This window comes from Rhizobium sp. BR 315 (assembly GCF_050577975.1).
Classification (GTDB): Bacteria; Pseudomonadota; Alphaproteobacteria; order Rhizobiales; family Rhizobiaceae; genus Rhizobium; species Rhizobium miluonense.
Window position 1 is genome coordinate 120227 of record NZ_JARWKZ010000003.1, and the last position, 21843, is coordinate 142069.

Here is a 21843-nt window from a genome sequence, read left to right on the forward strand (position 1 = left end):
ATGTGCGGTCAGATGTTCCGCGGTCCGGTGAAGCTGTCCCGCCAGGTCTGTTGTCCGCCCTCGACCGGCAGTGCCGTCGCCTCGTAGACGCCGCGGGCAATTGCGCGCGCCATGACGATGGCGGCGAGGTGGCAGAGTTCCATGAAGCTCGGCATGTCGTCGCGAGCGTGCTTGCCGGTGGATGCGGCAAACACGGTGTCGCCGTCGAGCGGCAGGTGCGTCGGCAGCAGGGCGCGGGCAAAGCCGTCATGCGCTGAGATCGACAGGCGATGCGCTTCGGCTTTGGTCAGCTGGGCATCGGTAACTATGGCACCGATGGTCGTGGCGGTGATGTTGGTGCCCTTCAGCCGCAGACGCGAATCGATGATCTCAGGCACGCCGAGGCTGCCGAATTCGCCATTTTCCTCGAAAGGAGCCGCCCAGAAATGCGGGCCGTCGCCGATGGTGGCCGAGCCTAGCGCATTGACGGCGACGATGGCGGCGATCTTGTATCCCCTGCTGCTGACGGCACTGGCCGAACCTAGCCCGCCCTTGACCGTTGCCGTCGTGGCGCCGGTGCCCGCGCCGACCGTGCCGAGTGCGAACGGCCCTTTGCCTGCCGCCTTGAAGGCGGCATAGCCGAGGTCGCGATAGGGCGATTGCAGCCCCCAATCCTTGTTGCCGCCGTTGATGAGATCGAAAAGGATCGCCTGCGGCACGATCGGCACTCGCACATCGCCGACCTGCAAGCCGCGGCCGATCTCCCTCAAGCCCGCCTGCACTCCGCCTGCGGCATCGAGCCCGAAGGCCGAGCCGCCGGAGAGAACGAAGCCATCCACCACGCCGACCGTCATTGCCGGCTCCAGCAGCGCCGTATCCCGACCGCCCGGCGCGCCGCCAAGAACCGTGCCGGATGCGACGGCCGGCTCATCGAAGATGATGGCAGTGACACCGGAGCCAAGCGCAAGATCGGTAGAATGTCCGACGGCGACGCCCTCGATATCGGTCAGGAGATTGAGATGATCAGGCAACAAAAAATCCTTCGCCGTTCGCAACGCAAGGTCGTCATGGCGATAGGACCGTAAAGAGGGTGAAAAGACAAGATGGGTTTGTGGGCGTTGAGGCCGACCCTCGCGGTTCGAGGCTACAGCCCTTTGGGCTTTCGCACCTCATCACGAGGGCGGAATAGCTCTCGCTCGAATGCAATAAAGTTTGATTTCAAAAGCCGAGGCGGGATTCGATCCGCCAATCGGAGTGAAAAAGACTAGCCCTCACCCTAAGCTTGTCGAAGGGCGAGGGCGGATGATTTTGTGATGCAAGAGTAAAGGCGAGCCGATCCATCAAACATGGATCGGCTGCGCCGGCTGCCGGGAAAGAAGGTCGCGGATCGCAAGCTTCACTTCGTCTGCGTTTCTGAAATGCTGCTCGTCCAGATCATGGACATGGTACTTCACAGCAATGAACTTGAGCCGATCCTGATCAGGAACGACGATGCCGACGGGAACGCCGGCGTATTCGATAACTTGCTTCTTCATACATAGACTCCCTCTGCGCGCTCAAGGCGCAGACATGGCGAATTGACTGTTTGAATCCGATAAGAGGACGAACGTCACATTCGACAGCGCGGGCGGGAGAGCGTGCCCGAGCGGTCATTGCCAAGCACGGACCGCCCAAGGATCGAAGCGATGACTTTAATATTCAGCATGTCACTCCCTCAATTGGCGTTGTACTTGCTAAAGGCTCCGACAACGGAGCGCGGCGATCCGGTGCACTATTATCTACTCTATTAGTAGATAATAGCAATTTCATCTTCAGAACCATATTCCGAAAGATGTCAAAAAATCGGCGATCAGGAAAATAAAATTCCGCACCTGGCGAGTAGTGAGGAAGGTTGTGTTAAATGCCTTCACATTGCTACCCGTGTCGGGACGGCTTGCCGATCACCGACAGACAGATAGGAACTGGCGGGAGATTCGACAATGCCCCAACGGCATTTAAATTCGCTCGCCGCCAAATCACCTCAATGGTTAACGGCGCAAACACGGCATCAAAATCCGTCCTGAAGCACCTTTTCCAAGGCCTTTACGAAGAAATCGGCGCTCTCCGGCGCCAGACACAGCGGCGGCTTGATCTTCAGCACGTTCAGGTGATCGCCGGTCGGCTGCATGATGACCCCGAGATCGAGCAGCCGCTCGCAGATCGCTGCTGTCTCCTCGGTGGCTGGCGTCAGCGCCTCCCGGTCGCGGACGAATTCCACACCGAGATAAAGCCCTGTGCCGTGCACGGCGCCGATCAGCGGGAAGCGATCCATCAGCTCGATCAGCCCCGCCTTCAGACGATCGCCGACGACGCTGGCGTTTTCCTGCAGATTCTCGTCCCTGAGGATGTCGAGAACCGTGAGCCCGACCACGCAGCTGACCGGGCTGCCGCCGGCGGAGGAGAAGAAATAGCCTTCCCGTTCCAGCGATTCGGCGATTTCGCGGCGGGTGATGACTGCACCCAGCGGATGGCCGTTGCCCATGCCCTTGGCAATGGTGATGATGTCGGGCACCACGCCCTGACTTTCGAAGCCCCAGAAGTGTTCGCCGAGGCGGCCATAGCCCACCTGCACCTCATCGGCGATGCAGAGGCCGCCGCGCTGCCGTACGGCATCATATGCGCCGGCAAGATAGCCATGGGGAAGGGCTATACCGCCGGCATTGCCGTAGACGGGCTCGGCGATGAAGCCGGCGACGCCGTCGCCCTTCTCATCGATCGCCTGCAACTTATCGGTGAGGTCAACAAGGTAGTCTGATGCCGAATCGGGGCCTCGGAACGGGCCGCGATAGGTATTGGGCGAAGTGACCGGGTGGACCCAGTCGGGACGCGTCGTCAGTGCCTGCGGGTTGTCCGCAATCGAGGTGGAGACCGCATCGCTCGCGACCGTCCAGCCATGATAGGCCTCCAGCAGGCAGAGCATGTTCTTCTTGCCCGTATGCGCCCAAGCAAGGCGGATGGCGAGATCATTGGCCTCGGAGCCGCTATTGACGAGGAAGACGCTGTCGAGCCCCTCCGGCGCCAGCATCGCCAGCCGTTCCGAAAACTCCGCGACGGCCAAATAGTGGAAGCGGGAGTTGGTATTGAGCAGCGACAATTGCTGCGCAACGGCAGCCGTCAGCCGCGGATGGGCGTGGCCGAGCGTAGTGACGTTGTTGACCATGTCGAGATAGCACCGGCCCTGCATGTCGAACAGGAATTCGCGCCGTCCGCGCTCGATCTGCGGCGGGGTCTCGTAATAGTGTTTCTGCGGCTTGGCGAAGTGCGCGTTGCGCAGGGAAAGCAGCGCGGAAGCATCCGGTCGCGGCGCTTCGCAGGCGGCGTTGAGAAGTGCGACGGGGGAGGGGCAGATTGCTGACCATCCGTCCGCCTGGTCCGCTGCCGCAAAGAGCGGCGGCACGAGGCTTGGCACGCGGCAGAGCTGGATGCGCAGCCCGCCGATCGCCGATCCTTCGCTGCCGATGGTCCCGATCGTCGCGCCCTGTTCTATCGCTGCGCCATCTTCGAGTGCGCTCTCGAGGCCATCGAGATGCAGGCTGACTTCTTCGCCGACAAGGACCAAATGTTGCCCTTGCCGCTGCAGGAGACCTGGGAAAGGTGCGGCAACCGTCGAGCCGGACGGCAGGCACACGTCGTTATGCAGGGCGAAATTCTGCGGCGCTGCCATGCTGAGCGGCGAGGCTAGCGATAGGCGGAATTCGCCGTAACGGGTCGCCGCCGCACCGGAAGAGATGGCCGCCTGCGCGAGCAGCCGCCAATCCATGTCGGGCTTCTGCCAATTGGCATCGATGAAATCGGGTCCGGTCACGGAAAGATCGATGGCGGCGATCTGCTGCTGATCGACATCAGGCAGAAGCGCCGACCAGCCCTCCGTCGCGATCGGGGCGACATCGAAGCCGATCGTCCGCAGAATTGCCGCTTCCATCACATCCGGCTGCGCGCCGGTGGCGACATCGAAGATCTGGCGCTCGAAGTCGAGATTGCCGCGCACATATTCGTTATCGGGGTCGATGGCGAGCTGCTGCTCGCTGCTTGCGGCCAGGATGACGGCACGCGCGACGATCAACGGCCACAATGCCTTGGCTTCGGTCTCTTCCAGCGGATAGACGGCATGATAGGCCTTGATCGCCGGAAGGATATAGAAGGGGTTGCCATCGGCATGATGCAGCAGCGAGGCGCAGGTGACGGCAAGATCGCCCACCAGCCAGCCCTGGATGATATCGCCGAAATCGATCACGCCGTCGGGCACCTGCTGCCCGTGCGCATCGGGATGGCTGACGACATTGTCGTCGGTGACGTCGTGGTGCACCGGCTGAACGCGCAAGGCGCCTGCGAGCGGCTGGATGCGCTTGACGGCGGCCACCATCGCCTTGGCGATGCGGTCGCGCGCCTCATGGTCCGTTATGGTCGATAGCAGCTGCACGGCGACCGGCCCGGCTCTGCGCAGGTCCCACTGCAGGTTCCGATGCAGGCCGGGATGGTCGAAATCGGCAAGGTCGCGGGCAAGTCTGGCGGAAAGCGCGCCAAGGCCGGCGGCCGCAGCCGGCGGCAAATATTTGCGCTGCGTCAGCGTCCGGCCGGGGAGAAAGCCGAGCAGCCGGATCAGATAGTCCTGTTCGCGGATGGTGATGGTGAGAATGTCGCGGCCGTTCAGGGATGGCACCACCTCGGGTATGCGCGGCGCATCCGGCTTTGCATGCAGATGGCGAATGGCGGCGTTCTGCGCCTCAAGCTCGATCAGCTCATACTCCGCCCGGCAGATCTTCAGCACATAGGCGTTGTCGCCGGCATCGATGCGATAGTTGCGGTCCTGTTGGCTGCCGAGCTCGGTCAATGTCCCGCTCAGGCCGTAATGCGTCTGCAAAATCTCGACCGCGTCTTCCGGCGTAATGTCGGGTCTCGGCAATTGCATACGATTTACGAGCGCGGCGTCGGCCATGGCATCCCCCGGATGGTTCACTTGTGTCGACACTAAACCATTCCACTCTAAAGAAAATTACCCAAAACAGATAGAGCGGTCGAGCAATTGGGAGAAGATAGGCCGCAGATCATGCCCGGCTAGATCGGGCTGATTCTACATCCGGCGGACCTGAAATCCGAATCCCGATCTAAACCAGAGGATGAGAACGGGATTTTCGGCGAAAACCGAACTGCCTTTTCACGATCCCGTTCCCAACTATTCGACCTCGATCGAATAGCTGCAACCGGCCAGCGTCTTGCCGGGGTGGCTGTCGTCTGTCGAGACGTTGAGGGAGATGACCGTATGGAGCACGGTATCGGAATTTTCGAGCTGCTCCCGGTTCGACATGATTTCCTTCGCACCGAGGAATTTGTTCGGCTGGTCGACTGCCGCCGTCACGCCGAGTGTCTTGGCAAGCGGGTGCGGATCAGGCTCGTCGAGCACGGCCAAGGGTCCGGAGGAGGCAAAAGCGATCCTGCTCGTCTGCCGCCCGAAGACGCTTACCGGGGCCGCCAGCTGAAATTCTCTCAGAAGAGGATTGTCTGATGGCAGCTCGCTGATGCCGAATAGCTTCATGGCGGCTGCACTCTCCGGTCCGGTCAGCCACATGGCGAAATCGTTGTAGCTCGGCACGTCGTAGGTCGCACATTCGATCAGCTTGGCAAAATCGATCTTCGTGGGATCGTGCTCGGCAGTCGCGGCGTGCACCGCTGGAGCACCCAAAAGAAACGCCGTCAGCAGCAGCGTTCCGTCACGATAGAATGACATGTCTTTTCCTTGCCTTGGCCCGATTCGATATCAGCAATATCAAATCGGGCTTGAAGCGAAAAGAAAAGGGATGGAAGCCCGTGCCTCAGCCCATGCGCTCGGATGCGTAGCTTCCCGGGCTTGCCGGGAAGACGACGGTGCGGTTGCCGTTGAGGAAGGTGCGGAAGTGGATATGTGCATGGATGGCACGCGCCAGCACCTGGCTCTCCACATCGCGGCCGATCGACACATAGTCGTCCGCTGATTGTGCATGTGTGATGCGCGCCGTGTCCTGCTCGATGATCGGACCTTCGTCGAGATCAGCGGTGACGTAATGCGCCGTCGCCCCGATCAGCTTCACCCCGCGCTCATAGGCCTGCTTGTAGGGATTGGCGCCCTTGAACGACGGCAGGAAGGAGTGGTGGATGTTGATGATGCGGCCGGACATCTTGCGGCACAGCGCATCCGACAGCACCTGCATGTAGCGGGCCAGCACGATCAGCTCGGTGCCGGTCTGCTCGACCAGATCCAGAAGCTGCGCTTCCGCCTGCGGCTTGTTCTCCTTCGTCACCTTGATGTGGTGGAAGGGGATGTCGTGATTGACGACGACCTTCTGATATTCGAAGTGGTTGGAGACGACGCCGACGATGTCGATCGGCAGCGCGCCGATCTTCCAGCGGTAGAGCAGGTCGTTGAGGCAATGGCCGAAACGCGAGACCATCAAGAGCACCTTCATGCGCTTCTTGCTGTCATGAATGTCGGCAACCATGGCAAACTTGTCGGCGATCGGCTTGAAGCCCTCGACCAGTGCCGCCTCACCGACACCCTCTTCGGAAATGAAGGAGACGCGCATGAAGAACATGCCGGTATCGAGATCGTCGAACTGGCTGGAGTCGACGATGTTGCAGCCCTGTTCGGCGAGATAGTTCGATATCGCCGCCACAATCCCGCGCGTCGACTTGCACGCCACTGTCAGTACATAGCTCTTCATATCTCTTACCTCGTAAAGCGGCTCACTGTGGCCGCTCGCTTATCGCAATCAACCGGCAGGGAAAAGCTCCCGACCCAAATCTGAGGCAGAGCTTAGGGCAGGCGGGGGAAAATTCCGTTCCCATTGCGTCTTCCAGCCGCGCATCCCCGTCGTCGTGAGAGAAGACGGCAAGAATCTGATGCCAGAGCGGTCAGACAGCGACTGCGGGCTTCCTTTTCCACTTCCGCCACCGGCTGGGTGTCGTCAGCTCATGGACGATAGCGCCGCCGAGCGCCGAGAAGAGGATGCAGCAGCTGACGAAGATCGGAGCATTCGCCAGAATGTCGATATTCAGGTGGACGCAGACCACACGAAGGACGGCGAGCGTGAAGGCGTGGGTGATATAGATGCTGTAGGAGGCGTCGCCGAGATAATTCAGCGAGCCGATCACCGGGAGCTTCGAAAAGTCTATCGATACCGCCGAATAGACGATGACGATAGCGGGAATCCCCCACATGTATGAGCGCATGCTGGCGTCGCACAGCGTCTCGTTGATCAGCAGGAAAGAAAATCCCATCACCAGGGTCGGCCAGGCAACCGTCTGCGGCAACAGGATCTTGTCGAGATAGAGCTTGGCGAGGAGAACGCCGGCCAGGAATTCATAGATGATCGGATCGCCGTAGAATTTGGCGGCCGTCAGCTCACCCGGCAGGATCCGGCAGAAAAGGATGATGGCCGTCATGGTGCCGAAGAGCGCGGCCATGCGCCATTTCTCGCGCACGAGCAGCAGCAGGCCGAATACGAAATAGAAGAACATTTCGTAGTTCAGCGTCCAGCCGGGGACGACCACGGGGACGGTCAGTGTCGGGTCGGCCGGGTTTTTCCAGGGAAGGAAGAACAGCGAGGCAAAGACATGCGGAAACTCGAAGACCGTCGACTTCAGCAGCGTCGGCGCCACGAGCGCGACACAGGCCGCAAACAGGGTCGCCAGCCAGTAGAGCGGCACGATACGCTGGATGCGGCGGCGGTAGAAATCCAGCGGGCGCACTTCCCGCCCCGTCGTGGTCAGCCACATGACGAAGCCGCTGAGCACGAAGAATATGTCGACGCCAGTCTCGCCGAAGAGGTGGAACACGGTCTGGAAGCCGGGATCGACCTTCGGCACCTGCAGCACCGAATGAAAATAGACGACCATCAGCGCAGCGATGGCACGCAGATACTGCAACTGGACAAGCATCCCGATCCTCACGCGGCCGTAGCCGACGCGAATTGCGGTCAGCCCGGCACCCGGCTTCCATTTAAAGTTTCCGACCGCGCTCGCAGGGTACGCGGCTCCTCAGAAGCGCGCATGTAACCGACAAGCAGCCAGAGCAGCCCGGCGATCTTGATGGAAAAGATCGCCGTGCCGCCAATCATCATATTCAGAAAAATGAAAAGAGAGAGTGAATGGGCGCAGCGTCTCTGTGCCGGCGACTTTCCGGCAGGATAAAGGCAGACGAAGAGCCAGAAGACGATCAGGCCGAAGATCGTCGAGCCGTAGATGAGGTAGACGTAGCCGCTGTCGGCGAATTCGCCGATGCGTGAGATCGACAGGCCGAGCATGGACTGGATGTCCAGGTCGAGCATCTTCTTGACCGTGACGCCGATGCGCCCGGTGAAATTGTCGCCGACCTCGTCCGGCTTCATGAAATGCACGAAGAAGCCGATCAGGATGATGAGCGGCATCAGGATGAGGTTGAATACCTTCGGGATCTTCGGAAACAGGAAGTAGCCGACGATGCTGACGCAGGAAAAGATCAGCATGGTGCGGGTGTCGTTGGTGAGCAGGATCAGCAGTATCGTCGATATGAACAGCATCTTCTCGATCTTGCCGAGCTTCGGCCAGAAGGAGAGCAGATAGATGACGCTGACGCCGCAGAAATTGGCAAGCGACACCTGCTCCAGGAAGATCGACGAGGAACGGTGATCGATGAGGCCGAAGGAGAAGCGCCCCTGGAAGCCGAGCGCATTGGCGAAGAGGCCGGTCGTGTTGAAGCTCACTTGCTTGATGCCGCGCGTGCTCTCGAAATATTCGGCGGGATGGAAGATCGTGACGTAAAACGGCGTGCTGACGACTTCGCAGACGAGGAACAAGAGCACCATAAAGCAGGCGATGCGGAAGATGAGCCTCACCGTGCGTTCGCTCGCCCAGCTGCCGATGCCTGCAAAGGCGAAAATGATCAGCACGTTGCGGAACTGATCGATGAAGGTCAGGCGATTGAAAACGGTAATATAGATCGTCACGATTAACGTGAAGACGAGAAAAAGGACAAGCGGCAGATCCTCCTCGTAGATGCCCTTCTTGAATATAAAGGCCACGCTCGAGATCATCATCAGCCCCTCGCAGAGCACGACATGCGAGACCGAAAGCTGCATGATGTTGTGATTGATATAGGCGAGGATGCAGTTGTAGAGCACCGAAAACAGCGTGATTGCCAGGATCGGATAATCGACGCGTTCTTTGTCGGGGAGGCTCTTCATCTGTTGTCCGGGGCTGCGGCGACCTTTCAAGGCCGACATTACGATGCCGGCGCAAAGATAGCAGCCTCGTGATTCGCGACAAAGCGCTATCCGCCCGGCCATCGGCCGCGCTATCGATCAGCCGGCCGGTTTGACGGCGGTGCAGCTTGCAGCAAGCGGCGTCTTCTTGCCGATCGCGGTGGTGATCGTCTTCATCTGCGGCCGGTCTTTGCCGTTTCGTGGTTGGACATTCAGAGGCTCCTGTGGCGGCCACCACTCGCCCGCCGCCCAATAGGTCCAGCCGAGCCACACATCGCTATTGTCGGCCATGATGCCGAAGACCGCCTTCAGGCCGTCAAGGCAGGGCTCGCTTCCGGGCACGCCGAATTCGCCGAGAAAGCCGCGCTTGCCGTTCTGGCGCAGCCAGTTCGTGACATCGCTCAATCCCTTTTGCGCGGCGTCGCTGCCGTCGCAGACCGGATGCGTCCCGGAACTGTCGGCGTCAAGATATTGATGAAACTCGAAGGCGTAGAAATCGAGCGGATCCTTGACGCCGAGCATGACCGTGCCATTGGCACCGCCACCCAGCCGATCGACCTCCCAGCTCGCAGCGCCAGTCCAGTTCGTGCCGGGCACGAGGATGAGATTGCGCGCACCGACCGTACGGATGCTGCGGATGGCCGTATTGGCCGCCTCCAGCCAGTCGGGCGCCTTGATATCGTGCGGCTCGTTCATCAGGCCGAACAGGACACCCTTGCGATTGGCGAATTCGATGGCAAGCCGCGCCCAGAAATCGCCGAATGCGAGATCCGTCGCCGGTGCCTGCGTCACCTGCACCTTGTCGTAATAGCCGAAATTATGCGGATCGAGGACGACGGCCATGCCGTGCTTTTGAATGAGATCGACGGCATCCTTCAGCCTCTGCAGTTCCGCCCCGTCGAAAGGCTGGCCGAGCACCGGTTGCAAGCGCTCCCAGCGGAAGGGCAGACGCACGACATTCGTGCCCTTGCCAGCGAAGTAACGCACGGTCTCTTCCGAGGGATAGGTGTAGTTGACGCCGAGCGCGCCGTCGCGGTCGCCATATTCGGCGCCGGAGAGATTGATGCCGCGATAGCAGAGCTGCGATGCGGCAAACCCGTTGCCGGCCGGCAAGGCGGAAGCAAAAGCCACCGTCGCGGCAAGCAGGCAACGCAACAGTCTCGTTTTCGGTCCGGCCATGGCACGCTCCTGCTTTGAAGGCGTCATTTTCATAGGGACCATCCTGTTGAGCAATGGTGAATGCAAACGGCTCACCGGTTCCCGATTCGTTACTTCCTGTGAGCGTCCTTAATGTTCCGTTAGCCAAACATTTCTAAACTTGCGGCATCTGCCGGGCGCGACTTGCCCGCAGAGCGTTGAAAGCCTGACATGAGCTCAATGGAACGAAGCAAACGATCGGACCGACTTCCGGGTTGGCGTGGCATTGAGCCGTCTGACGAGCAGCGTCAGGGCTTGCGTCCGCGCAGCCCGCTGCTGCGCCCGCGCGACTTCGTTACCGAGGCGGAGCCGGATGTGGCTGCTCGGCCGGCTGAGGAGCCGGCAAGTAGAGCAGCCGCCCGCGCACCGGAGCAAACAAAACGCGAATTCCAGGCGGAAACAATCCAGTCGCCCGCAGCCAAGGCGCCCATAGCCAAGCCGATTGCAGCGCCCATGCCGGAGCCCGTGGCCGTTGCCGTGCCGCCGGCCGATATGCAGCCGGTGCCTGCTGCAAGTGCCGATACGCCCTTGCTCGACCTGCGCAGTGCGGTTCGCGCGATTTGGGGCAAGAAACGTGTGGTTCTCGTACTGGCGCTGGTCGGCGCCGTACTGGGCGCGGGCGCCATTCGGTTGGTACCGCAGAAATTCTCCGCCGCAACCAGTCTTTATTTCGATCCTCGACCTGCCGGCAACGCCGATTCCTCGCAGCAGGCGCCGACGGCACCCGAGTTGATCCTGACGATGATCGACAGCCAGACGCAGATCCTGTCTTCGGGCCGGGTGCTTGGCCATGTCGTCGACGCTTTGAAGCTCGATCGTGATCCGCAGTTCAACGGAGGCACGACGGGCGACACCGCCAAATATGTTGCGACGGCAACGCTGGCGAAGGCCGTGCAGATCGCCCGCGAGGCGAGCACCTATGTCGTGACGTTGAAGGTGACGACGCGCGATCCGCAAAAATCGGCCACGATTGCCAACCAGCTCGTCTCTTCCTTCATGCAGGAAGAGAGCAAGGCGGCTGCCAGCAGCTACAAGACCAGCAACACCGCATTGGACAGCCGGCTCGACGATCTGCGTCAGCAGGTGCTTGCAGCTGAAAAATCAGTCGAAACCTATCGCGCCGACAACGATATCGTCGCCGTCGAGGGCAATCTGATTTCCGACAAGCGCCTGACTGCGCTCAACGACATGCTGGTGACCGCGCAGCAGAAGACGATCGAGGCGAAGGCGCGCGCCGACGCAGCCGGCAAGCTGAGCTTCGAGGATGTCGTCTCCAACAATCCGGCGGCCAGCGCTACATCAACGGCCTTGAGCAGTCTGCGCCAGCAATATGCGGCGCTTGCCGCTAATGTCGGCAGCCTGCAAAGCCTGCTCGGCGCCCGCCATCCCCGCCTGCTCGCCGCCAAGTCCTCACTGGACAGCCTGGGAGCTGAAATCCGCAACGAATTGCAGCGGCAGATGACCTCGGCGCGCTCCGACTACGAGCAGGCGCAGAGGGCCGAACAGGACATCGGCAAGGAATTGACGGTGCAGAAGGCATCCCAGGTCAATACGTCGGGCAAGCTCGTCGGCCTCAACGAGCTGCAGCGCAAGGCCACTGCCGCCCGCGATCTCTACGAATCTCTTCTGAAGCGCTCCGGCCAGACCAGCGATGCGCAGGATCTGTCGCGCAGTAATATTCGCGTCATCTCCGAAGCGGAGCCACCGCTGACGGCGGATGGGCCGAGCCGCAAGGTGATGATGGTGGCGGGGTTCATTGCCGGCGCGATCTTCGGCGCCGGGATCGGCATGGCCTTTGCCATCCTCCTTGGCCTATTTCGGCACCCCATTGTCCGCAGCTATCTCGGCAAGTGACCTTTTCTCAATTTTCTGCACTGGCAGCGTCTTCAACATCGAGGATGCAATTGTGCGCCGGCTGTTCTACATGTAAGTCGGCGCTGGAATGAATTGAGACCCGCTAATGAAAGTGCGATACGATCATTGTACGTCATGCGGCGCATCGTGAGACAATCTATGCGAGAGAAGCAGCGTACCGCTTTGATGACCGGCACCAAGGGGAACTGACCGATGGTGCCCGCGGATAAGCTCGTTCTGCCGTTTCTGGCATTGCCGCGCCCAACCAAGCGCGCGCTCGCCTTGCTTGTTGATGCCAGCCTCTGCGTGCTGACGGTCTGGTTCGCCTACTGCTTGCGCCTCGACGATTGGGTCATCCTGGAAGGCATCGAGTGGCTGCCCGCCATTGTCTCGCTTCTTGTCGCCATCCCCATCTTCATCGTGCTGGGCCTCTATCGTGCCATCTTCCGATACGCCGGTCTGTCGGCCTTTGTGACCGTCGTCAAGGCGGTGGCGATCTACGCGCTCGCCTTCATGACGATTTTCACGGCGATCAGCGTGCCGGGCGTGCCGCGCACGGTCGGCATATTGCAGCCCTTGCTGCTGCTGATCGCAATCGGCCTGTCTCGCATGTGGACGCGCTATTGGCTCGGCAATGCCTATCAGCGGCTCCTGAACCGCAATCAGCTCGCCAAGGTATTGATCTACGGCGCCGGTGCTTCGGGCCGGCAGCTTGCGGGCGCTCTTGCCAACAGCGCCGAACTGAATGTGGTCGGCTATCTCGACGATGATCGAAACATGCACGGCAGCATCATGGGCGGCCTGCCCATCTACAACCCGGCCGACCTTCCGGCGCTTGCCGCTTCGGGTGACATCAAGGACGTGCTTTTGGCCTTGCCGAATGCGACGCGGCAGCGACGCAATGAAATTCTCGAAAACATGCGCAAGGCGCGCGTCACCGTACGCACCATGCCGGATCTGACGGCGCTCGCGCAGGGGCGCGTCGCCGTCTCCGACCTGCGCGAACTCGATATCGAGGATCTGCTCGGCCGCAACGTCATCGCTCCCGACCGGGCTCTGATCGAGAAAAACATCCGCGGCAAGGTGGTCATGGTGACCGGCGCGGGCGGATCGATCGGCAGCGAGCTTTGCCGCCAGATCCTGAAGAATGGGCCATCTTCCCTGCTGCTGGTGGAGCAGAGCGAATTCGGCCTCTATGCCATTCACGGCGAGCTGGAGAAGTCGGCGGCCTCCGCTGGACAAGCCGACATTCGCATCATCCCCTTCCTCGCCTCCGTCCGAGACGGCCAGCGGATCAGGCAGATCATGGAGGCATGGCGGCCGAAGACCGTCTATCACGCCGCCGCCTACAAGCACGTGCCGCTCGTCGAATACAATCCCGTCGAAGGCGTCCGCAACAACGTGCTCGGGACGCTGATTACGGCGGAAGCAGCCCGCAAGCATGGGGTGGAGAACTTCGTCCTCATCAGCACCGACAAGGCGGTGCGGCCGACCAACATCATGGGCGCCAGCAAGCGGCTGGCGGAAATGGTGCTGCAGGCGATGGATGCCGATCGGAAGCCGGGCACGGACGGCACGAATTTCGCCATGGTCCGCTTCGGCAACGTCCTTGGTTCCTCCGGCTCCGTCGTACCGCTCTTCCGCCAGCAGATCCGCGATGGCGGTCCGATCACGCTGACACATCCGGAAATAACCCGCTATTTCATGACCATCCCCGAAGCATCGCAGCTGGTGATCCAGGCAGGCGCGATGTCGGGAGGCGGCGACGTCTTTCTGCTTGATATGGGTGAGCCGGTGCGTATTGCCGATCTCGCCCGTCGCATGGTGGAACTATCCGGCCTGACCGTGCGGGATGCGGATGAGCCCGATGGCGACATCGAGCTGGAAATCACCGGGCTGCGGCCGGGCGAGAAGCTCTACGAGGAATTGCTGATCGGCGACAACCCGCAGCCGACGAGCCATCCGCGCATCATGCAGGCCAAGGAGGATTTCCTGCCCTGGCTGGAGCTTTCAAAGCGGCTTTCCGCACTCGAGGCGGCGTTGAACGAAAACGACATACCCTTGGCGAGAGCCTTGCTGGAGAAGCTCGTCTCCGGCTACGCGCCAAGCAGTGAAGTGGTGGATCTGGTCTATCGCGAACGCGAAACGGACCTGGCGGTCGACCGGCCGGACCTCGACAACGTCGTGCCGCTATAGAGCATGTTCGACCGCATGCTGCGGTTTTCATCCAGATCGATGGCAGATGGCGAAACGGAACGGTCGAACGCTTCTGTGCGGCGCCGATCGTCTGATCTCAGCGTCAGGTGAGTTCGTTTATCGCTTGACGCCGATGGCGTAACGCCAGCGGCGCAGCTGGTCGCAGGTGCGGAACCAGTGCGCCGTCAGCCTTAACAGGAAATGCCGCTTTACGGCGCGATAGTGCACGCGCTTGCCGATTGTTGTATCGGCGCGATGCGGGCTGAATTCCACGAGATTTTCCTGGGTCGTAAACGTCTCGACACCGGTGGACCAGCCGCGCTCGAGGGCGACGTCGTAGGGAAGCAGCAGGGGCTTCAGCGTCACCAGCAGGTTCATCGCGGCTTTGCGGTTGACGATATAGCAGGCGGCCGAGCCTTGAGGACCGTGCATGCAGCGGCCGACGACATCCTTTTCGGTGGTCTCGCCTACCGGTTTGAAGCCCACCAGGCGATGATTGACGAGCTTGACGAGGCGTGCGCCGCTGACACTCTCCATTGCAGCGATAGCCCGCGGGATCAGCCTCTCGTTGAGATCGACGTCGTCTTCCATGATGATGGCCATCTTGTCGCCGGTGGCGACGAATTGCTCAAGAGCGAGCAGATGGCTGCGATAACAGCCATATTCGCCCGGCAGAAGCTGGCGGCCATTATAGTAGATGAACGAGCTGGGCTGAAAATCGACGCGATCCTTCTCCTCAATTGCCCGACCGTCGATTCCCGGAACCCGCGTGACGTCCAGATCGTATTCCGCCGCCTGGCTGCTCAAACGCTCCCACCGATCGCGGGAGCGATCGAGGTTGATGATATAGATGCGCACCTGCTGGGCGCTGTCGTCAGCAAGCATGGGGTTGATCATGTGAGGGGGGCGATCAATCTGTTCGAGAATGACTTTTACTCCTGCAAACAGAAATCGTGTCGACAGTTACTGGAATGACGGTTTTGCTACTATATAACATGCTTACGAATTGTCGCAAATTCCGATTGCTCGCCTGCGTTGCATTTGGGGATAAAAGCATTTCGTTTGGTGTAACGAAGCGTGAATACCGCTGTCCCGCCCCAGGAGCCTGCGCCTGCCGACGTCTTTGAAAGGGTGTCCGGTTGGCGGTTGGCGCGTGGCGCTGGCCTTACTATATTGGAAACATGCGGCGTGCGGTTCTTGCGCTTGCATGGGTAAAGGAGCCTAGCAATTCATGTGGAACAAATCGAAGATTGCCATTGCTGCTCTGTTCCTTGCTGGAGCCATGCCGGTAGCGGCACTGGCAGACAATCCGCTTCTCCCCAAGCCGTATGTCGCTCCCGTCTATCCCTACAGGAATCTGCCAGGGGTGACAGCGCCCAAAATGGCGGCCGATGAGCAATTCGAATGCCGCACGACGACAGTGCATTCGGATGAGTTCTATAGAGGTTTTTACTATCGGGGCCTGCCGCGCCTGGGCTATGTCTGTGAGCAAAACGGCGTCATCTCCACCAGCACCAGGAAGCCGAACTATCAATATTGGCAGTATAACAGCCAGGACCGATAAGACGGCGCGGACGGACCTGCTGAAATAAGCGGCAATGTAGTCGAACCAGGCGCAGCTTCATGCTTGAAGGCTGCGCTTTTTTAGACTGTGATCTGAAAATAAATTTCATGTTTCCGTGTAAATGCGCGAACGTCGTTGACGAATGCGAAAAATTGCCCCAAGATTACGAAAATAAATTACGTAATGGGAACTCAAAAGCATGCGAGTTGGAATCATTGGGCTGGGATTCCGCCTGGGCTATCTGGGCTATGTGTTCAAGGCGATCGATGAGAGCTTCGAGATTGCCGGTTGTGTCGATCCGGAACCCGCGGGCCTGCCTGGTTTGATCGAGCAGGGCATTTCCGCCGGAAAGGCCTATGCCACTCCCCAAGAGCTGATTGCGAATGAAAAGATGGATTTGTTGATGATCGGTTCGCCGAACCATCTGCATCTCGAGCATATCCGCATCGGCCTCGAAGCCGGCCTCAAGATTTTCTGCGAAAAGCCGATTGTTACGACCATCCAGGATAGCATCGAGCTTGCTCGGCTGATGGCCAAGTTCGGCCATGAACGGCTGATGGTCGGTCTCGTCCTGCGCTACTCGCCCATGTATCGCGATCTGCTGGTCGCCCAGGCCGAAGGAAAGCTTGGCCATGTCGTTTCCATCGAAGCGTCCGAACATATCGAGCCCTATCATGGCGCCTTCTTCATGCGCGACTGGCGCCGCTACCAGCATTATTCCGGCAGCTTCATGCTGGAGAAGTGCTGCCACGATCTCGACCTTTACAATGGCGTCGTCGGCGCGCGGCCGGAGCGGGTTGCAAGCTTCGGCGGCCGCAAGAGCTTCATTCCGGAAAACGATCCGGCACGGGAAGGCATCAACGACCTCGAACTTTTCCATCGCAAGCCGAGCGGCTGGATGGGATCGGACAAGGTCTTCGACAGCGATGGCGACATCATCGACTATCAGGTCGCGATCGTCGAATACGCCAACGGCGTCGGCATGAATTTCCACACCAATCTGAACGTGCCCGACCAGTTCCGCCGCTTTGCCATCATGGGCTCGCGTGGTATGGCAGAAGGCGACTTCATTCGCGGTTATTTCAACGTTCACGAGATGCTGACCGGCAAAAAGGTGATCGAAAAGACCTATGCGACGCGCACGACGCTTTCGCAGCACTACGGAGCCGATGAACAGATGGCTGCCGATATCATCGCGCACGTCAAGACGGGCCTGCACCTGCCGGTGTCGACCCAGAATGCGCTTGAGGCGGGCATTCTGGCGCTCTCGATGGACGAGGCGCGCATGAAGAGGACTGTCGTCGATCTCCGACCGATCTGGGACGAGTTCGACGAAGCGCTCTATTCAAAAGTAGCCTAGGGAGGGGCGCAAGATGGGTGTTCAACGCAGCACAGTCATCTTCGCTTGGATCCTTCTCTTTCCAGCCCTTCTTTATGTCATCGTCATCGTCGCCTATCCGCTAGTCGACACTGTTGTCCTGTCCTTCACCGACGCGTCGTTGAAGAAGGTGACGAATTGGGTCGGCTTCGAGAATTATGCGAAGATTTTCAACGACACTTTCGCGGGCGTCATCGTCCGCACCTTCATCTGGACGTTCTTCTCCGTGTCGATCAAGATGATCATCGGCACGTTGGGGGCGGCGCTTTTGAATTCGGCAGTTCCGGGTCGGTCGCTTTTCCGGGTGCTGACCATGCCTCCCTGGGTTGTGCCGATGGCGATCGGCATCTTCATGTGGGGCTGGATGTATAATGGCCAGTTCGGCATGATTTCAGGCCTGCTGCAGCGTTTCGGCATCGTCGGCAGTCCGGTGGCGTTCCTTGCTTACGGTAGCTCGGCCTTCTGGGCGACGATCGTCACCGACGTCTGGATCGGCGTGCCGATGGTCACTCTTTATATGCTGGCGGCTATGCAGGCGATCCCGCATGATCTCTATGAGGCCGCCTGGACGGATGGCGCCGGTCGCTTCTATCGCTTCCGCCGCATCACCCTGCCGCTGCTGGTGCCCTCGCTGGTCACCATGTCGATGCTGTCGCTGATCGCCACCTTCAACTCCTTCGACATCATCTGGATTTTGACCCGCGGCGGCCCGAACGGCGAAACGACGACGATGATCATTGACACCTATCGCACCGCGATCGGCTCCTACAAATATGGTGAGGGTGCCGCCCGCGCAGTGTTGATCTGCATCTTCCTGTCGATCTTCTGCCTTGCCTATTTCCGCCTGACCAGCCGCTTTTCCACGGGAGCCAAGCAGCGATGAGCCAGCCTTCGATGATCAATCGCTACAAGTGGTACGAGCTCATCGGCATTTATGCCGGAATCCTGCTGTTCCTGACTTTCGTGCTGGCACCCTTCGTCGAAGGGTTCTTGGTCTCGCTGAAGCCGCTCAGCCAGCTCTTCTCGTCGCCCTACCGCTTCATTCCCGAGAACGGCTCGTTCGCAGCCTATCGCACGATGTGGACCAGCGTGCCCGGCTTCGGCTGGTATATCTTCAACTCGTTCCTGATTTCCGGCGTGAGCACTATTATCGTGCTGATCCTCGTCGTGCCGGCGGCCTATGCCTTCGCGCGTTTCGAGTTCAGAGGCTCCGGCCTACTGCTCGGTGCCTTCCTGGCGGTCAACATGTTTTCCGGCGCCGTGCTGTTGATCCCGCTGTTCCGGCTCATGCGCTCCTTCGGCGTGCTGAACACCTATTTTGCAATGATCATACCGGGTGTCGCTTTCCTCATTCCCTCCGGGATCTGGTTGCTGCGCACCTATATGATGCGCATTCCGAAGGAGCTCGACGAGGCGGCCTTTGTTGATGGTGCCAGCCATTTCTATACGCTGCGTCGCGTCATCCTGCCGATCGCCATGCCAGGCATCACCGTCGTCGCCATTACCACTTTCATCGGTTCCTACGCACAACAGTTCATCTACGCTCTTACTTTCAATTCGAAGACGGAATACATGCCGCTGCCGGTTGGGCTCTTTGCCTATTTCGGCCGGCAGGAGGTCGTCTGGAACGAACTCATGGCCGCAAGCTTCGTCGGCATCGCGCCGGCGCTGGTCGTGATCTTCTTCCTGCAACGGTATCTCGTCAGCGGTCTGACCGCTGGCGCGGTGAAGCAATAAAATCAATCAACCACCAGAGAACGGGAGCTTAAACGTGACATTCCATTTCAAAACGGGGCTGCTTGCGCTGGCCTTGCTCGGCTCCACAGCGCTTGGCGCCGTGACGGCCCATGCCGCCGACAAGGAGATCAGCTGGATCTATTGCGGCGACAGCATCGACCCGATCCATGTGAAATATATCAAGCAATGGGAAGACAAGAATCCGGGTTGGGCAGTCAAGCCTGAAGTCGTTGGCTGGGAGCAGTGCCAGGACAAGGCAACGACGCTCGCTGCCGCCGGCACGCCGGTCTCCATGGCCTATGTCGGTTCGCGTACGCTCAAGCAGTTCGCCGAGAACGATCTCATCGTTCCGGTCCCGATGACGGATGCGGAAAAGAAGACTTACTATCCGAACATCGTCGATACCGTCACCTATGACGGTCAGCAGTGGGGCGTGCCGATCGCGTTCTCGACCAAGGCGCTCTACTGGAACAAGGACCTCTTCAAGAAGGCGGGCCTCGATCCGGAAAAGCCGCCGACCACCTGGGCTGAGGAAATCGCCGACGCCAAGGCGATCAAGGAAAAGACCGGCGTTCCCGGCTACGGCCTGTCGGCCAAGACCTTCGACAACACCATGCACCAGTTCCTGCACTGGATTTACAGCAACAACGGCAAGGTGATCGACGGCAACAAGGTCGTCCTCAACAGCCCTGAAGTGCTGGCCGCGCTTCAGGCCTACAAGGACATCACGCCTTACTCCGTCGAAGGACCGACGGCTTACGAGCAGAACGAAATGCGCGCCATCTTCCTGGATGGCAAGGTCGGCATGATTCAGGCTGGTTCGGGTGCTGCCTATCGCCTGAAGGAAACGAAGATCAACTGGGGCGTCGCTCCGCTGCCGCTCGGCCCGTCGGCCAAGGGTCAGGGCACGCTGCTCATCACCGATAGCCTTGCCGTCTTCAAGGGCAGCGGCGTCGAGGACAAGGCGATCGAATTCGCGAAGTTCATCACCTCTCCTGGTCCGCAGGGCGAATACGAGCTGCAGGGCGGCGCTGGCCTCACGCCTCTGCGTCCGTCTCCGCAGGTCGACGAGTTCCAGAAGAAGGATCCCTTCTGGAAGCCGTTCATCGACGGTATTAGCTACGGTGGTCCCGAGCCTCTGTTCAAGGACTACAAGGGCTTCCAGAACGTCATGATCGAGATGGTCCAGTCGGTCGTAACGAGCAAGGCCCAGCCTACGGATGCCCTGAAGAAGGCAGCTGCGGATCTCGAGCAGTACAAGTAAGCCTGCAAGTAACCGGGCCGCGCGCATCGCGCGCGGCCTTTGGAGCCCTGCCCGCCTAGTAGCGGCGCCGCGCGGAGACAGAGTTTGGGAAAGCTGCACCTTAATCAGGTCAAGAAATTCTACGGTCATTTCGAGGTCATCAAGGGCGTCGAGCTTGACGTTACGGACGGTGAATTCATCGTCTTTGTCGGTCCGTCCGGCTGCGGCAAGTCGACCCTGCTGCGTATGATCGCCGGCCTCGACGAGGTGACCAGCGGCGACATCATGATCGATGGCAACCGCGTCAACGATTTGCCGCCGGTCAAGCGCGGCATCGCCATGGTCTTCCAGTCCTATGCTCTCTATCCGCATATGTCGGTGTTCGAGAACATTGCCTTCCCGTTGCGGGTCGAGAAGATGCCGGAAGACAAGCTCAAGGCCAAGGTCGAGCATGCTGCCCGCATTCTGCATCTCGAGCAGCGCTTGCAGCAGAAGCCGGGCATGTTGTCGGGTGGCCAGCGCCAGCGCGTCGCCATCGGCCGCGCCATCGTTCGCGAACCGAAGATCTTTCTTTTCGACGAGCCGTTGTCGAACCTCGATGCCGCTCTGCGCGCCGATATGCGCATCGAGCTGGCGAAGCTGCATCATCAGCTGCAGGCGACCATGATCTATGTGACCCATGATCAGGTCGAAGCCATGACCATGGCCGACCGGATCGTCGTTCTCAATGCCGGCGAAATATCGCAGGTCGGCGCGCCGCTGGAGCTTTATCACAAGCCTGCGAATACGTTCGTCGCCCAGTTTATCGGCAATCCGAAGATGAACTTCCTGCCCGTGACGTGCACGAATGTCAGCGATGCCGGCGTCGAGATAGACTACAAGGGCCAGAAGGTGGTGCTGCCCGTGGCACCACGCCAGGGTGCGGTCGGCAAGACGCTGACGCTGGGTATCCGGCCGGAGCATGTCCAGCTCGGTGAGGGCGATCTGACATTGACGATTGTGCCGACCGTAGTCGAGCATCTGGGGGCCCAGACGGTTGCCTATGCATCCGCCGAGGGCATCGATGAGAATTTCTGCGCCACGCTGCCCGGCAGCGCTGCCATCCGCCTGGAGGCGCCGCTGAAGACCGGCATCCGCATTGCCGATTGCCACCTCTTCGATGAGAACGGCCAGGCTTTCGAGCGTCGCGTCGAACTCACCGAGATCGACATGGAGCTCTTGAGCTCTACCGCCTCCTAAAGCAATTCCAGGAAAAGTGCACAGCGGCTTTCCGTCCGGAATTGCATCAAACAGACGGTTAGAGTGGGTTGGCGATTCCATGAAGCGCCGACCCATTCTACCGGAGGCGGTCGTCTGCCGATGCAAAACCGCGCCGACCGCGCAATCTTGGCGGGAACTATAAGACAAAAGAAAACGGCGGCCCGCGGGCCGCCGTTTTCTGTTT

General features: G+C 59.9%; 17 protein-coding genes. 8 read left to right on the forward strand and 9 right to left on the reverse strand.

Features of this window, described 5'->3' with window-relative positions; genetic code table 11:
* Nucleotides 1-8 precede the first annotated feature (8 nt).
* The 8 genes from QD409_RS04880 to QD409_RS04915 all read right to left on the reverse strand — a co-directional run bounded on the left by QD409_RS04880 (nt 9) and on the right by QD409_RS04915 (nt 10409).
* A complete protein-coding gene (locus QD409_RS04880; protein WP_430761986.1) occupies nt 9-1010 on the reverse strand; it encodes a P1 family peptidase in 1002 nt (333 codons plus the stop codon).
* 309 nt (nt 1011-1319) lie between these two features.
* Nucleotides 1320-1514 carry a hypothetical protein gene (locus tag QD409_RS04885; protein WP_037155432.1) on the reverse strand — a complete coding sequence of 65 codons (195 nt, stop codon included), beginning with the start codon at nt 1512-1514 and terminating at the stop codon, nt 1320-1322.
* Between the two features lie 512 nt (nt 1515-2026).
* Nucleotides 2027-4954, reverse strand: a complete 2928-nt coding sequence (locus QD409_RS04890; protein WP_430762083.1) for an aminotransferase — start codon at nt 4952-4954, stop codon at nt 2027-2029.
* Between the two features lie 237 nt (nt 4955-5191).
* A complete protein-coding gene (locus tag QD409_RS04895) occupies nt 5192-5743 on the reverse strand; it encodes a hypothetical protein (RefSeq protein WP_430761987.1) in 552 nt (183 codons plus the stop codon).
* A gap of 85 nt (nt 5744-5828) precedes the next feature.
* Entirely contained in the window at nt 5829-6713 is an 885-nt protein-coding gene (gene purU / locus QD409_RS04900; RefSeq protein WP_430761988.1) for a formyltetrahydrofolate deformylase, read from the reverse strand.
* Nucleotides 6714-6903: 190 nt separating this feature from the next.
* On the reverse strand, nt 6904-7929 hold the full coding sequence (locus tag QD409_RS04905) for an acyltransferase family protein (RefSeq protein ID WP_430761989.1): 1026 nt from the start codon (nt 7927-7929) through the stop codon (nt 6904-6906).
* A gap of 38 nt (nt 7930-7967) precedes the next feature.
* Nucleotides 7968-9212, reverse strand: coding sequence for a hypothetical protein (locus tag QD409_RS04910; RefSeq protein WP_430761990.1), 1245 nt, complete (start codon nt 9210-9212; stop codon nt 7968-7970).
* A 117-nt stretch (nt 9213-9329) separates the two neighbouring features.
* Nucleotides 9330-10409 carry a glycoside hydrolase family 5 protein gene (locus tag QD409_RS04915; protein ID WP_430761991.1) on the reverse strand — a complete coding sequence of 360 codons (1080 nt, stop codon included), beginning with the start codon at nt 10407-10409 and terminating at the stop codon, nt 9330-9332.
* Nucleotides 10410-10598: 189 nt separating this feature from the next.
* Between QD409_RS04915 and QD409_RS04920 the strand changes: the two genes are divergently transcribed.
* Nucleotides 10599-12281, forward strand: a complete 1683-nt coding sequence (locus QD409_RS04920; protein WP_430761992.1) for a GumC family protein — start codon at nt 10599-10601, stop codon at nt 12279-12281.
* 213 nt (nt 12282-12494) lie between these two features.
* Nucleotides 12495-14477, forward strand: a complete 1983-nt coding sequence (locus QD409_RS04925; RefSeq protein WP_430761993.1) for a polysaccharide biosynthesis protein — start codon at nt 12495-12497, stop codon at nt 14475-14477.
* Between the two features lie 117 nt (nt 14478-14594).
* Here the strand turns inward: QD409_RS04925 and QD409_RS04930 are convergent, their stop codons facing one another.
* A complete protein-coding gene (locus tag QD409_RS04930; RefSeq protein WP_430761994.1) occupies nt 14595-15362 on the reverse strand; it encodes a glycosyltransferase family 25 protein in 768 nt (255 codons plus the stop codon).
* 346 nt (nt 15363-15708) lie between these two features.
* On the opposite strand from QD409_RS04930, the gene QD409_RS04935 reads away from it, so the two are divergent.
* From QD409_RS04935 to QD409_RS04960, 6 genes are all read left to right on the forward strand, one after another.
* Nucleotides 15709-16041: a hypothetical protein gene (locus QD409_RS04935; protein ID WP_092843458.1), complete on the forward strand. Its 333-nt coding sequence runs from the start codon at nt 15709-15711 to the stop codon at nt 16039-16041.
* A 199-nt stretch (nt 16042-16240) separates the two neighbouring features.
* Nucleotides 16241-17401, forward strand: a complete 1161-nt coding sequence (locus tag QD409_RS04940) for a Gfo/Idh/MocA family protein (protein ID WP_430761995.1) — start codon at nt 16241-16243, stop codon at nt 17399-17401.
* Nucleotides 17402-17414: 13 nt separating this feature from the next.
* Nucleotides 17415-18302 carry a carbohydrate ABC transporter permease gene (locus tag QD409_RS04945; protein ID WP_092843454.1) on the forward strand — a complete coding sequence of 296 codons (888 nt, stop codon included), beginning with the start codon at nt 17415-17417 and terminating at the stop codon, nt 18300-18302.
* Nucleotides 18299-19156 (forward strand): carbohydrate ABC transporter permease, encoded by an 858-nt coding sequence (locus tag QD409_RS04950; protein WP_092843452.1) that lies wholly within the window; start codon nt 18299-18301, stop codon nt 19154-19156. Before QD409_RS04945 ends, QD409_RS04950 begins: the two co-directional genes overlap by 4 nt.
* A 34-nt stretch (nt 19157-19190) precedes the next feature.
* Nucleotides 19191-20420, forward strand: a complete 1230-nt coding sequence (locus QD409_RS04955) for an ABC transporter substrate-binding protein (protein ID WP_430761996.1) — start codon at nt 19191-19193, stop codon at nt 20418-20420.
* A gap of 84 nt (nt 20421-20504) precedes the next feature.
* Nucleotides 20505-21638, forward strand: a complete 1134-nt coding sequence (locus QD409_RS04960; RefSeq protein WP_092843448.1) for an ABC transporter ATP-binding protein — start codon at nt 20505-20507, stop codon at nt 21636-21638.
* Nucleotides 21639-21843: the final 205 nt, after the last annotated feature.

Excerpts from the sequence above, each read along its gene's own strand:
- QD409_RS04930 (WP_430761994.1), bottom strand. The coding sequence starts at position 15,362 with ATGCTTGCTGACGACAGCGCCCAGCAGGTGCGCATCTATATCATCAAC.
- QD409_RS04935 (WP_092843458.1), top strand. The coding sequence starts at position 15,709 with ATGTGGAACAAATCGAAGATTGCCATTGCTGCTCTGTTCCTTGCTGGA.
- QD409_RS04950 (WP_092843452.1), top strand. The coding sequence starts at position 18,299 with ATGAGCCAGCCTTCGATGATCAATCGCTACAAGTGGTACGAGCTCATC.
- QD409_RS04885 (WP_037155432.1), bottom strand. The coding sequence starts at position 1,514 with ATGAAGAAGCAAGTTATCGAATACGCCGGCGTTCCCGTCGGCATCGTC.
- QD409_RS04920 (WP_430761992.1), top strand. The coding sequence starts at position 10,599 with ATGAGCTCAATGGAACGAAGCAAACGATCGGACCGACTTCCGGGTTGG.
- QD409_RS04905 (WP_430761989.1), bottom strand. The coding sequence starts at position 7,929 with ATGCTTGTCCAGTTGCAGTATCTGCGTGCCATCGCTGCGCTGATGGTC.
- QD409_RS04895 (WP_430761987.1), bottom strand. The coding sequence starts at position 5,743 with ATGTCATTCTATCGTGACGGAACGCTGCTGCTGACGGCGTTTCTTTTG.
- QD409_RS04925 (WP_430761993.1), top strand. The coding sequence starts at position 12,495 with ATGGTGCCCGCGGATAAGCTCGTTCTGCCGTTTCTGGCATTGCCGCGC.
- QD409_RS04940 (WP_430761995.1), top strand. The coding sequence starts at position 16,241 with ATGCGAGTTGGAATCATTGGGCTGGGATTCCGCCTGGGCTATCTGGGC.
- QD409_RS04915 (WP_430761991.1), bottom strand. The coding sequence starts at position 10,409 with ATGGCCGGACCGAAAACGAGACTGTTGCGTTGCCTGCTTGCCGCGACG.
- QD409_RS04910 (WP_430761990.1), bottom strand. The coding sequence starts at position 9,212 with ATGAAGAGCCTCCCCGACAAAGAACGCGTCGATTATCCGATCCTGGCA.
- purU (WP_430761988.1), bottom strand. The coding sequence starts at position 6,713 with ATGAAGAGCTATGTACTGACAGTGGCGTGCAAGTCGACGCGCGGGATT.
- QD409_RS04945 (WP_092843454.1), top strand. The coding sequence starts at position 17,415 with ATGGGTGTTCAACGCAGCACAGTCATCTTCGCTTGGATCCTTCTCTTT.
- QD409_RS04890 (WP_430762083.1), bottom strand. The coding sequence starts at position 4,954 with ATGGCCGACGCCGCGCTCGTAAATCGTATGCAATTGCCGAGACCCGAC.